Below are 12,163 nucleotides of genomic sequence, written 5' to 3'. Positions count from 1 at the left end.
GACTCTTCTGGCCATCCCCGGGCTCGCCGTTTGGGACGGGATCGTAGATCTGTTCAACACGGTCATGACGCCCCTGTACTGGGCCGTTTCGGCGCTGCTCGTCGGCTGGCACTGGCTGCTCGGCCAAGTGCTCGATCCGAACGGCGGCTGGGCCTGGGCGCTGTCGATCGCCGGCCTGACCATCGTCATCCGGACCCTCCTGATCCCGCTGTTCGTCCGGCAGATCCGCTCCAGCCGGAACATGCAGTTGCTGCAGCCGAAGATGAAGGAGCTGCAGAAGAAGTACGGCCACGACCGGGAGAAGCTCGGTCAGGAAATGATGAAGCTGTACAAGGAGACGGGCACCAACCCGTTCTCCTCGTGCCTGCCGCTGCTCCTGCAGTCGCCGATCTTCCTGGCCCTGTTCCGCGTGCTCGACTACGCCGCCAAGGGGCAGTGGCACAGCGAGATCATGAAGCCGTACGTGAACTCGCTGCAGCACGCGAAGATCTTCGGCGCCGAGATCTCGCAGACGTTCCTGAAGGCGAACGGCCCGGGCGCGAACAACGTCAAGGTCGTCGCGATCGTGCTGATCATCCTGATGACGGCGACGATGTTCACCACGCAGCTTCAGCTGATGCGCAAGAACATGCCGAAGGAGGCCCTCACCGGCCAGGCCGCGCAGATGCAGAAGGTCATGCTCTACGTCTTCCCGGTCTTCTTCCTGATCGGTGGCTTCAACTTCCCGATCGGTGTGCTGATCTACTGGTTCGTCTCGAACCTGTGGACGATGGGCCAGCAGTTCTACGTGATCCGCCGCAACCCCGCTCCGGGCACCCCGGCGTACGACGCCATGCAGGCCCGCAAGCGCGAGCACAACGTGCGGCACGGCAAGCCGGCCGACGACGGCGTCCCCGGCACCGCGGGTGCTGCGACCGAGACCGAGACGAGCGACCGGCGGCCGGCCCAGCGCCAGCAGCCGAAGCGCCAGTCCCGCAGTGACCGCAAGGGCGGTCCGGCCGGATCGGAACCGGCGGCGTCGAGCAACGGGCAGACGTCCCCGGAGGATGCGCCACGGCCGCAGGACACGCCCAAGAAGACTCAGGCCGGTGCTGCCAAGAAGCAGCCGGCCGGCAAGAAGGGTACGGCGGCCAAGCGCCAGCCCGCGGCGAAGTCGGCCGCGCAGAAGAAGGCAGCGCAGAAGCGCTCCGGCGGTTCGCGCTGACCCAGGCGCACCGAATCCCTTTTTGCTTGTACGACGTGGGTCCCCGTGGGGCGGATCTCGATATTGAGAAGGAGTGGCCGTGACTGACGGCATGCAGAACACCGAGGCGGAGGAGCAGTCCGCCGGCACGAGTAGCTCGGCCGAGGATCGCCTGAAGGCACTGGAGGCCGAGAGCGACATCGCGGCCGACTACCTCGAGGAGTTGCTCGACATCGCCGATCTCGACGGCGACATCGACATGGACATCGACGGTGACCGCGCCGCGGTGTCGATCGTCGGCGCGGAACTGAACAACCTCGTCGGCGAGAACGGCAAGGTGCTCGAGGCGCTGCAGGAGCTGACCCGGCTGGCTGTCTACCGGGAGACCGGCGAGCGGTCCCGGCTGATGCTCGATGTCTCGAACTTCCGGGCGAACCGGAAGGCCGAGCTGGAAGAGGTCGGCCGGAAGGCGGTCGAAGAAGCGAAGGCGACCGGGACCCCGGTGCGGCTCGACCCGATGACGCCGTTCGAGCGGAAGGTCGTGCACGACGTGGTCGCCGCCGCCGGCCTCACGTCGGAGTCCGAGGGTGAAGAGCCCCGCCGCCGCGTGGTGGTACAGCCATGAACGCACGCCAGTGACTGATTCCGTTTCACGTGAAACGCCGCCGCCGCTCGTGGAGAAGCTGTTTCCACGGGCGGCGGTCCGGCTTTCGGCGTACGCCGAACTGCTCGCGACCGAGGGCACGCTCCGGGGACTGATCGGACCGCGGGAAGTTCCGCGGCTCTGGGATCGGCATCTGCTGAACTGTGCCGTCGTCGAGCGCCTGGTCCCGGAGGAGGCGCTGGTGGCCGATGTGGGTACCGGCGCCGGCCTGCCCGGGATCGTGCTCGCGATCGTCCGCCCCGACCTCCAGGTGGAGCTCGTCGAGCCCTTGCTCCGACGCACCACCTTCCTGGAGGAAGCGGTCGACGCTCTCGAGCTGGAGAACGCGACCGTGGTGCGATCCCGTGCGGAGGATCTCCCACGGGCGTCGTACGACGTCGTCACCTCCCGGGCTGTTGCTCCTTTGGGCAAACTCGCCCGGTGGTGTCTGCCGCTCTGCGTCGAGGGTGGACTGATGCTGGCGATGAAGGGGTCGTCCGCAGAGGAGGAATTGGACGCCTCAGAACACGAATTGACGAAGCTCGGAGCAGAGCTTTGGCACATTCATCAACTCGGCGGCGATGAACTGGCCCTCCCCACCACTGTGGTGAGTATTGTGGCCGGACGTGCTGCAGGGGGATCCCGGCACGGAAGACACGGGAGGTGAGCGGGTTGGTGAGTCGTGCCCTCGGATGGCCCGAGAAGAGCACCGGTGAGCCGAGGTCGTCGCAGGCCATCGGCTGGCCGACCGATCCGGAGTCCACCGTCCGCGTGATCACCCAGGAACCGGCTCCCAACCTGACTCCTGCTCCGGCAGCACCTGTTCAGACTTCTTCCGTCGACGAGGTCCCGGACCCGATCGTGGCGACTCCGCCGATCGACAGTTCCGAGCTTCGGGCGGTGGCCGCGGCCGGTCTCGACGTACTTGGGGACTCCGACGCGGGCTCCGTTTCACGTGAAACGGCAGAGATGCGGGATGATGGTTCGGAGCCCGAATCGGTGTCACTGGTGGACGCCGAACCGGGCTTCTCGGACTCTCCACCGCCTGTGGATGACCACCGCATGAAACTGCCCCTGCACACGGGAATTCGTCCACAGCAGCCTGTGGACGGAGCTGGGGGTAGACCCGCCCCGACCCCTACAGACATCCTCTTCGGGCCAAGTCCCGCACCTATTGGAATGGGCGCTATGACTGCCGCACAGATCGCCGCGCGGGCCACGTCGGACGAGCTTCAGCGACGACTTCTAGAGACTCCGATCGCCGCCGCGACCGAACGGACCCTGCTGGTGAATGAAGGACGCACGATGGGCCGCGAGTTCCCGCTGCCCGACCAGACCCGAGTCTTTGTGGTCGCCAACCAGAAGGGTGGCGTCGGCAAGACCACGACGACCGTGAACGTCGCCGCCGGCCTCGCGCTGTACGGCGCGAAGATCCTGGTGATCGACCTCGACCCCCAGGGCAACGCGTCGACGGCTCTGGGCATCGACCACGCCGAGGGAACGCCCGGTGTGTACGAGGCGGTCATCGAAGGTGAGGCGCTCGACAATCTGATCCAGCCGTGTGCCGAGCACCCTGGGATCCAGGTCATCCCGGCGACGATCGATCTGGCCGGCGCCGAGATCGAGCTCGTCAGTGTGGTGGCCCGCGAGAGCCGGCTGAAGAACGTGCTCGACGCGTACCTGGCCAAGTCCGAGGCCGCGGGGGAGAAGTACGACTACGTCTTCATCGACTGCCCGCCGTCGCTCGGCCTGCTGACCGTGAACGCGCTGACCGCCGCGCGTGAGGTCCTGGTTCCGATCCAGAGCGAGTACTACGCCCTCGAGGGCCTGTCGCAACTGCTCCGCCACATCGACATGGTGAAGTCGCACCTCAACCCCGGGCTCGACGTGTCGACGATCCTGCTGACGATGTACGACGCGCGCACCAAGCTGGCCGGGGAGGTCGCGGCCGAAGTGCGAGGTCACTTCAAAGACGCCGTACTGCGGACCGCTGTACCGCGCTCGGTGCGGATCTCCGAGGCGCCGAGCCACGGGCAGACCGTGCTCGCGTACGACCCGGCGTCGGCCGGCGCACTGTCGTACCTGGAGGCGTCCCGCGAGATCGCCATGCGAAACAACGCCTGATCGTTGGATCGGTGTGGCACCGTTTCACGTGAAACGGAACGTCAGCAGTAGCTCAGGATTCGATCTCGAGGGAGCGCGATGAACACCCGGCTCGGACGCGGACTTGGCGCGCTGATCCCCAGCTCGCCGGCCGCCGGAACCACGACTCTCGGCAGCAAGTCGAACTCGATCCCGGGAGCGCCGCCGGTTGCGAGGCCGACGGAGCCGCAGGGGCCGGAGCTGGCCGCGGTCCCGGGCGCCTCGTTCGCCGAGATCGAGGTCGAGAAGATCACGCCGAACCCGAAGCAGCCGCGGAGCGTCTTCGACGAGGACGCGATGGAGGAGCTCGTCCACTCGGTGAAGGAGATCGGGCTGCTGCAGCCGATCGTCGTTCGCAAGCTCGAGGGTGACAAGTACGAGCTCGTCATGGGCGAGCGTCGGTGGCGGGCGACACAGCAGGCCGGCCTGACGACGATCCCGGCGATCGTGCGGGAGACGTCGGACGACGCGATGCTGCGCGACGCGCTCCTGGAGAACCTGCACCGGAGCCAGTTGAACCCGCTCGAAGAAGCGGCGGCGTACCAGCAGATGCTCGACGACTTCGGTTGTACGCAGGAAGTGCTCGCCAGCCGGATCGGCCGATCGCGGCCGCAGATCTCCAACACGCTCCGGCTGCTGAAGCTGCCGGCCTCCGTGCAGCGCCGGGTTGCCGCTGGGGTCCTCTCCGCCGGCCACGCGCGGGCACTCCTCGGACTACCGAGCGGCGACGCCATCGAGCGCCTCGCCCAGCGGATCGTCGCCGAGGGCCTGTCGGTCCGCACCGTCGAGGAGATCGTTGCCCTGGGCGACATGAACGCCGAGGACCCCACACCGGCCCGTCGCCGCAACAGGCCGGTCGCGCCTCGCCTGGTCGACCTGGCCGACCGTCTGTCCGACCGCTTCGAGACCCGCGTCAAGGTCGACCTGGGCAAGACCAAGGGCAAGATCACCGTCGAGTTCGCCTCGATCGACGACCTGGAGCGCATCGTCACGCTGATGGATCCGAACAAGTCGAACGACGCCTGACCGCTCCCGTGGTCCGCGGTCGGACACCTCCCGCTGCACAGCTCGCTGCTGCGCCCGCCGAACTGTCGGCGGGCGCTGGTAGACCTGGCCGTCCGCTGTCCAGCGAGCCGGAGGAGGCTGCAGTGCAGAAGCGACCGCGAGTGGTGGTCAGCCTAGGGGCAAGCGTCGACGGGAAGGTCGCACTGACCCGGGATGCGCTCTTGATGCAGCAGCCGAGCTCGCAGCTGTGGGCGTCGATGACGCCGCCGGCCGAGGACTCGGTCGCGATCGACGTGATCGACTTGGTCAGGCAGCAGTACGGCTGCAATGCCGTCCTGGAGGGCAGCGGCAGCCTGGTGACCGACGACGAGATCCCGGACGAGCTGCCGCCGTACGACGGCGATGAGGCCGAGCTCTACTGTGACTTCCTCCCACCGGACATCACGGGTCAGCCGTCGCCGCCGCACATGTGGTTCACCGTTGTCGACAGCCGCGGGCGCGTGCGCTGGACGGAGAAGCATCAAGACTGGGACGCGCTCGTCCTCGTGGCGCGGTCAACGCCGGCGGCCTACCTGGCGTATCTGCGGCGGGAGCGAATCTGCTACCTCGTTGTCGGCGAGCAGCGCGTCGATCTGAAGCAAGGACTGGCGGCGATGAGCGAGAAGCTCGATGTGCGCTGCGTCCTGTCCTGCGCGGGTGGCGGATTGAACGGCGCTCTGTTGCGAGCGGGTCTGATCGACGAGCTACACCTCGCGCTGGCGCCTGCTCTGGTCGGAGGACTCGGTACGCCGTCGATCATGGACGGCGCACCGCTCGGCGTTGGCGAGCCATCGACTCGACTGCAGCTGCTGTCGGTCCAGTCCGATGCCGGCGGGACCGTTCGCCTCCACTACGTCGTACCCGAGGAGGCGTCTTCAGGCGGATCGGAGCGTGGAATCACAAAGATGTAAGTCGAGCGAGGCGGCTTAGGATCGCGCTCACAGACATTGTTCGATGTCCTAAGTACGGACCATCTCACCGAGGCGATTTGTCGACAAAGTCATCTAGGGACTTGCGGGCGATGTTTCATGTGAAACATTCCGCCTCGCAGGGGGCTAGCGACCAAGGAGTTCGTGCGAGGTCTTCCGCTCGGCGTAGAACGACAGGAACGGGATCGTGCCGGCCAGAGCCATCATCACGAGGCGCGGGAAGGACCAGCGCACGCGGCGGAACAGGTCGAAGGTCAGGAGCAGGTAGACCATGTACAGGAAGCCGTGCGTAGGCCCGATCACGTCCATCGCGCCCGGGCTGTCCGCGAAGTACTTGAGGGGCATCGCGAGGAAGACCAGCAGCAGGAGCATCACGCCGACGACGTACGCGATCACGCGGTAGCGCATCATGGCGCCGCGGATGGCCGGGGTCAGCGGCTGCGAGTCGGCGGAGGTGGCGGGGTCGGCTGAGGAAGTCACGCTGAAACGGTACCGCTTGACTCCACAGACTCCTCGGCCCGGTCGCCCGGACCTGCATCGGCCCGCTCATCCGGACCTGCGTCCGCGGGTTCATCGTCCGGCTCGTCGACCGAGCGACGCGCGTCCAGCACCATCCGCCCCCACATCCACAAGGTGAAAGCGGCAAAGATCCACCACTGGAAGGCATACGCGATGTTCCGCAGCCCGGCGTGGTCGGTCGGCGGGGGAGGCGCCTGCACGACGGTCGGCGCGGGAGACGGTACGCGGCCGGAGACGGACTCCTGTACGACGAATGCGTCGTACACCCGGTAGTCGACGAGGTGGACGATCGTCGGGATGCGCAGCGACGACAGCACCCGTCCCTTGGCGGCATCGTCCGAGGAGTCCTCCGCCTCGGACGCGATCACTGTCCCGGTCAGCTGCACCGGTCCGGTCGGAGCCTTCGCCGCGGCGTCGGTCACCGAAGGAACCCAGCCGCGAACAACCATCACAGCATCGGAATCGGAGAGCTTCACTGGTGACACCACCCAGAAGCCGTTCCGCGAGTCCTGCGAGCGATCCGCGATGAAGACCTGGTCAGCAGCCGGCCCCCATGTGCCGTCGACCGTCACCCGCCGGCTGACTGCCTTGGACGGCAGCCCTTCGTCGATCGAGAACAGCGACTGCAACGCCACCGGCGCAGCTTGAGCGCGATGAGCCGTCGCGTCCGCCGTCTTCGACCGGTACACGCCCAGCTGCCACACGCCCATCACCGACATCACTCCGGCAATGGCCAACGCCAGCACCAGCAGGCCGGACCATCGCGGCGTCAGAATCGTCCGCCACAGCGGCCGGTCGCCAGAGTCGGGCATCAGAACCTTCAGCGAGCGGCAGCTGTCGCGAGCAGGTCGCGGCAGAGGACACCGAGCTCGATCCCAGCAGCCTCAGCAGCCAACGGGACCAGCGACGTCTCGGTCATACCCGGCGCCACATTCACCTCGAGGAACCACGGCACACCGGCCGCGTCCACCACGAGGTCCGACCGCGACAGGTCCCGCAGACCGAGCGCCTGGTGTGCCTGCACGGCGGCCGCAGCACATGCACCCGCGACCTCCGGCTCCAGCCGTGCAGGTACGACGAACTGGGTCGCGCCGGCCGTGTACCGCGCCTCGTAGTCATAGAACCCGGAATCCGGCCGGATCTCCACCGCAGGCAGCGCCCGCGGGCCATCGCCGGTGTCGACCACGGTCACGGCGACCTCGGTGCCGTCGATGTACTGCTCGATCAACGCGACCGGCCCGTACGCATAGCAGTTCACCATCGCCGACGGCAGCTCCTCGGCGGACCGCACGATCGAGGCGCCCAGCGCCGAACCGCCACGGGCCGGCTTCACGACCAGCGGCAGCCCGATCTGATGAATCACCGACTCCATCAACGACGCGGCGCCCAGCTCGCGGAACGTGTCGTGACCGAGCACGACCGACGCGGGCGTGTGCAGTCCGGCTGCTCCGACCATCGTCGAGGCGACCGGCTTGTCGAACGCCGTCCGGCAGGCCGCCGCGTCGGCGCCGACGTACGGAACGCCGTACAGGTCGAGGACCTGGCGGAGTGCGCCGTCCTCGCCGGTGACGCCGTGCAGGACAGGGAAGACCGCGTCCGGCGGATCGTTGCGCAGCCGGTCGACCAGGGAGGCGTCGACGTCGCGCTGCTCGACCTCTACGCCGACGCTGCGCAGGGCGTCCGCCACCCGCCGGCCGGACCGGAGCGAGACGTCCCGCTCGTGCGACAGTCCACCGGCCAGAACAAGCACTCGTCCCAGATCACTCATCACAAATATCCCGATCACTCGTGGGCGACTCCGGCACGGCCGCCGGTCCCGAGGCCCACTGGAACGGTACCGCTAGCGTGTCAGCGACCCTCGGCCGCCCGCAGATCCATTGCGCAACCTTTGCGCACTGGTCTAGGTAAGCTCCGGACCCGGAGCGTCGTAGTCGCGACCCGCGCCTGGGGGCAGCGGGCCGAAGGTCTCGCGGAGCTCAAGCTCCTCGTGGATCACCGCGGCGAGCCGACCGACGCCTTCGGTGATCCGCTCCGGCGTCGGATGACAGTACGACAGGCGCATGCACTGGGAGCCGAAACCGTCGGCGAAGAAGGCCGTCCCGGGGACGTACGCCACGCGCGCGGTGACCGCCCGCGGCAGCATCGCCTTCGCGTCCAGGCCGTCCGGCAACGTCAGCCAGACGTAGAACCCGCCGCGCGGCCGCGTCCAGGTCGTTGCTGCCGGCATCTTTTCGGTGAGCGCCGCGAGCATCGCGTCGCGGCGTTCCCGGTACATCTCGCGGAACTGCTTCACCTGCCCCATCCAGTCGTGCCGGACCAGGTACGACGAGATCGCGAGCTGACTGAACGTCGGCGGGCACAGGGTCGCGGACTCCTGTGCCAGCACGAGTTTCTCCCGCACCGCATGCGGCGCGACCGCCCATCCCACCCGGAAACCGGGCGCGAACGTCTTGGAGAACGAGCCGAGGTAGATCACACCTTCGCGATCGTTCGCCCGCAGCGCGCGCTGCGGCTCACCCTCGAAGCCCAGCAATCCATAGGGATTGTCTTCCAGCACCAGCACACTGGCCTGCTGACAGATGTCCAGCACCCGCGCCCGGCGCTCGTCCGAGAGCGAAACCCCAGCAGGGTTGTGGAAGTTCGGGATCGTGTAGAAGAACTTGATCCGCTTCCCGGCCGCCCGCACCGAGGCGATCGCCTGCTCCAGCGCCTCCGGCACGACGCCGTCGTCGTCCATCGCGACATGGACGACCTCGCACTGGTACGCACGGAACACCCCGAGCGCACCGACGTACGACGGTGCTTCGCAGATCACCACGTCGCCCGGATCGCAGAACACCCGGGTGACCAGGTCGACGGCCTGCTGGCTGCCGACCGTGACCACGACGTCGTCGGGGTGGGCCTCGATGCCTTCGAGCCGCATGATGTCGCAGATCTGGTCCCGCAGCGTCGGGTCGCCCTGGCCGGAGCCGTACTGCATCGCGACCGCGCCGTTGTCGATCACCAGGTCGCGGACCGCGCCGCCGACCACGTCCAGCGGCAGGCCGCCGATGTTCGGCATGCCACCCGCGAGCGAGACCACTTCGGGGCGGCTGGCAACCGAGAACAGCGCCCGGATCTCCGATGCGGTCATACCCTTGGTCCGAGCTGCGTACGCCTCGACGTAGTTGTCGAGGCGGGTCTGCCGGACATCGGGCACGTCAGCACTCACGAGGGCACTCCAACGGTGATCGAGGGGGAAGTCACCAGGTTACGTCGAGAGACCCGAGTCTGGGCTGTGGATCGGCGCGACCTCTCACTACCATGCCTTATAGGGGCAGGTTCGACCATGCCGTGATCTGGCTGCTGAGACAGCCAGGCCGAGCGGGTGGGCGCCTGAGAGGTAGAACCGGAAGGCAGGATTCGGGATGAGCGTGGGCAAGACAGCCGGATGGACGCTCGGCGGACTGGTGCTGGGCGTGCTGGCCGGGTTCGCCGGCGAGCTGTTCCGGCGGCAACCCGCCGCCAAGGTGCAACAGCGGTACGTCGCCCCGGAGGCGACCCGCACTCCGGACGCGCGGACCCCGGCTCCCGAGCCGGAGCCGGCGACGGAGCCCGCCGTACGGTGACACGTACCGTGACGAAGCTAACAAGCGACCAACGACGCGGCCCCGCGGACCGGACGCGCTGATGGCCCGACGGCTCGAACCACTGACGCTCGCCAACCTCGACGAGCTGCCGGTGTCGTGCCGTGACTGCGTGTTCTGGGAGCTCGACCCGGTCGCCGCGCGCCAGGCCAAGCGGAACTGCGACACCGCGCTGGAGAAGGAAGCCTGGTTGTCCCAGGTGCTGCTCGACTGGGGTCCCGCGGGAGTCGTGCTGTACGTCGACGACGATCCGGCCGGGTTCGCGGTGTACGCGCCCGCGACGTACCTGCCGCGGATCCAGGCCTTTCCGACCGCGCCGGTCAGCCCGGATGCCGTCGTCCTCGCCATCGGCCGGATCCAGCCGCGGTACCTGGGGCTCGGGCTGGGCAAGATCCTCGTCCAGGCCGTCGCGAAGGACGTGCTGAAGCGTGGGTTCCGGGCCGTCGAGGCGTTCGGGGACTCGCGCTGGGTCGGGCCGGGGTGCGTCTGGCCGACCGAGTTCCTCCGCGCCGTCGGCTTCGGTGTCGTCCGCGAGCATCCACGCAATCCGCGGCTGCGGCTCGACCTGCGGTCGGCGATCACCTGGCGCAGCGAGATGGAGGCAGCCGTCGAGCGCCTGATGGGCGCGATCCGCCCGGAGCCCTCGCCGTCGGGGCCCGTGACGGTCCGGGACGCGCTGAGGTCGGGTCCGGAGTAGCCATGATCTGGCGCGTGCTCGCCGACGTGGTCATGGTCGTGCACGCCGCCTTGCTGCTGTTCTTCGCGGTCGGTGCGTTCCTCGCCTGGCGCTGGCCCGGGCTGATCTGGCTCCACCTTGGCATCGTGGTGTGGAACCTCGTCATCGTGCTGGTCGACTTCGGCTGCCCGGTGACGGCCACCGAGAAGTTCTTCCGCCGGCAGGGCGGCGAGAGCGTCTACGCGGGCGGGTACATCCACCACTACCTCGACGGACACCTCTGGCCGGAGGGCGCGACGCCCTGGGCCGAGCGGATCGGGTTCGCGCTGGTGCTGATCGGGTACGCCGGGTTCTTCGTCGTACGGCACCGGCGGAGGACCAAGGTCAGGGGCGAGTCAGTGGGACCCCGGACGTGATGCGGGATCACCCTGGCCATACTGGGAGGGTGCCCATCGACGAGTACCTGGCCGCCTTGAGCAAAGAGCTCTGGGGACCACGCCGGCGCAAGGCAGATCTGCTGGCCGAGGCCCGCGATCACCTGACCGACGCGACCGAGGCGTTCGAGGCCGACGGTCTCGACCGGTACGACGCGGAGAAGCACGCGGTGGCCGACTTCGGCGAACTGTCCGACGTGGTTCCGGGGTACCGCTCCGAGCTGGCGATCAGTCAGAGCCGCCGGACGGCGATGATGCTGTTGCTGGCGCTGATGGTCCAGCCGATCGTCTGGCAGAGCGGCGCCTGGGCCTGGACCAGCGACCAGAACGACACGGGCGCCCTGAACGACCTGCTTCAGATCGTGGTCCGGGACATCGGCGGAGTTGTGATCGCCGGCGCTGTGCTGGCTGTGCTCGGCACCGGCATCGGGCTGCGGTACCCGCTGGTCCGGGAGCACCTGAGCCGGGTCACCGCACTCTTCACCCTGGCCGGTTCCGCGTTGATCGCCGCGATCGGCGTCACCATGACCGCGACCAGCGCCCACACTCCTGGCCTGCCGGCCTACGGGATCGTCGGGACGTTCGTCGTCCTGCCGCTCGCGCTCGTCAGTGTCCAGGCCGCCCGCTGCCTACGCCTGGCCCGGGTGTAGTACTCCCTCGACCACGGCCCGGAAGGTCAGCCACTCCTCTTTGCCGGAGGCAAGCATCTTCGTGCCGGCGCTGGTGAGCTGGTACGTCCGGCGCTTCCGCCCGCCGACCGTGCTCCACTCGCTGGCCAGGTAACCGGCCCGCTCCAGCCGCCGCAGCGCCGGATACAGCGTGCCGGTCGGCAGATCGAGCTCGCCGCCGCTGCGCTCGAGCAGCGCCTCCATGATCGCGTAACCGTGCAGCGGCTCGTGCTCGACGACCGCCAGGATCATCGGGTCGAGGTGCCCACGCAGCGCATCCGCCTTCATGTAGCCAGTCT

General features: G+C 68.1%; 14 protein-coding genes and 1 pseudogene. 10 read left to right on the top strand and 5 right to left on the bottom strand.

The features are described from left to right. Positions 1-7: 7 nt before the first annotated feature. From yidC to OHA18_RS14400, 6 genes and pseudogenes are all read left to right on the top strand, one after another. A pseudogene (gene yidC, locus OHA18_RS14425) lies at positions 8-988 on the top strand (membrane protein insertase YidC); the annotation flags it as partial. A 295-nt stretch (positions 989-1,283) separates the two neighbouring features. Continuing rightward, a complete protein-coding gene (locus OHA18_RS14420; protein WP_442914388.1) occupies positions 1,284-1,808 on the top strand; it encodes a Jag family protein in 525 nt (174 codons plus the stop codon). Between the two features lie 10 nt (positions 1,809-1,818). Next, a complete protein-coding gene (rsmG, locus tag OHA18_RS14415; RefSeq protein WP_329004576.1) occupies positions 1,819-2,493 on the top strand; it encodes a 16S rRNA (guanine(527)-N(7))-methyltransferase RsmG in 675 nt (224 codons plus the stop codon). A 521-nt stretch (positions 2,494-3,014) separates the two neighbouring features. Further along, entirely contained in the window at positions 3,015-3,950 is a 936-nt protein-coding gene (locus OHA18_RS14410) for a ParA family protein (protein ID WP_166679568.1), read from the top strand. 78 nt (positions 3,951-4,028) lie between these two features. Next, positions 4,029-4,994 (top strand): ParB/RepB/Spo0J family partition protein, encoded by a 966-nt coding sequence (locus OHA18_RS14405; protein WP_329004575.1) that lies wholly within the window; start codon positions 4,029-4,031, stop codon positions 4,992-4,994. Between the two features lie 122 nt (positions 4,995-5,116). Further along, positions 5,117-5,923 carry a RibD family protein gene (locus tag OHA18_RS14400; protein WP_329004574.1) on the top strand — a complete coding sequence of 269 codons (807 nt, stop codon included), beginning with the start codon at positions 5,117-5,119 and terminating at the stop codon, positions 5,921-5,923. A 144-nt stretch (positions 5,924-6,067) separates the two neighbouring features. On the opposite strand, the gene OHA18_RS14395 is transcribed toward OHA18_RS14400, so the two are convergent. From OHA18_RS14395 to OHA18_RS14380, 4 genes are all read right to left on the bottom strand, one after another. Beyond that, on the bottom strand, positions 6,068-6,421 hold the full coding sequence (locus tag OHA18_RS14395; RefSeq protein ID WP_329004573.1) for a DUF3817 domain-containing protein: 354 nt from the start codon (positions 6,419-6,421) through the stop codon (positions 6,068-6,070). Then, positions 6,418-7,272, bottom strand: a complete 855-nt coding sequence (locus OHA18_RS14390; RefSeq protein WP_329004572.1) for an SURF1 family protein — start codon at positions 7,270-7,272, stop codon at positions 6,418-6,420. Before OHA18_RS14390 ends, OHA18_RS14395 begins: the two co-directional genes overlap by 4 nt. 8 nt (positions 7,273-7,280) lie before the next feature. Next, positions 7,281-8,228: a D-alanine--D-alanine ligase family protein gene (locus tag OHA18_RS14385; RefSeq protein ID WP_329004571.1), complete on the bottom strand. Its 948-nt coding sequence runs from the start codon at positions 8,226-8,228 to the stop codon at positions 7,281-7,283. A gap of 132 nt (positions 8,229-8,360) precedes the next feature. After that, positions 8,361-9,671, bottom strand: a complete 1,311-nt coding sequence (locus tag OHA18_RS14380) for an aminotransferase-like domain-containing protein (protein WP_329004570.1) — start codon at positions 9,669-9,671, stop codon at positions 8,361-8,363. A gap of 196 nt (positions 9,672-9,867) precedes the next feature. On the opposite strand from OHA18_RS14380, the gene OHA18_RS14375 reads away from it, so the two are divergent. From OHA18_RS14375 to OHA18_RS14360, 4 genes are all read left to right on the top strand, one after another. Continuing rightward, positions 9,868-10,068, top strand: coding sequence for a hypothetical protein (locus OHA18_RS14375; RefSeq protein ID WP_329004569.1), 201 nt, complete (start codon positions 9,868-9,870; stop codon positions 10,066-10,068). 61 nt (positions 10,069-10,129) lie between these two features. Next, the gene (locus tag OHA18_RS14370; protein WP_329004568.1) at positions 10,130-10,783 is read left to right on the top strand and encodes a GNAT family N-acetyltransferase; all 654 of its coding nucleotides are present in this window, start codon (positions 10,130-10,132) and stop codon (positions 10,781-10,783) included. 2 nt (positions 10,784-10,785) lie between these two features. After that, positions 10,786-11,178 (top strand): DUF2784 domain-containing protein, encoded by a 393-nt coding sequence (locus OHA18_RS14365; protein ID WP_329004567.1) that lies wholly within the window; start codon positions 10,786-10,788, stop codon positions 11,176-11,178. A 29-nt stretch (positions 11,179-11,207) separates the two neighbouring features. Continuing rightward, positions 11,208-11,846 carry a permease prefix domain 1-containing protein gene (locus tag OHA18_RS14360; protein WP_329004566.1) on the top strand — a complete coding sequence of 213 codons (639 nt, stop codon included), beginning with the start codon at positions 11,208-11,210 and terminating at the stop codon, positions 11,844-11,846. Here the strand turns inward: OHA18_RS14360 and OHA18_RS14355 are convergent. Further along, entirely contained in the window at positions 11,826-12,152 is a 327-nt protein-coding gene (locus OHA18_RS14355; RefSeq protein ID WP_329004565.1) for a PadR family transcriptional regulator, read from the bottom strand. The two genes, OHA18_RS14360 and OHA18_RS14355, sit on opposite strands and share 21 nt — an antisense overlap. Between the last annotated feature and the right edge of the window lie 11 nt (positions 12,153-12,163).

Source organism: Kribbella sp. NBC_00709 (genome assembly GCF_036226565.1).
GTDB lineage: Bacteria > Actinomycetota > Actinomycetes > Propionibacteriales > Kribbellaceae > Kribbella.
The sequence above is the reverse complement of the archived record's forward strand: the minus strand, read 5'-3'. Positions and strand labels throughout refer to the sequence as shown.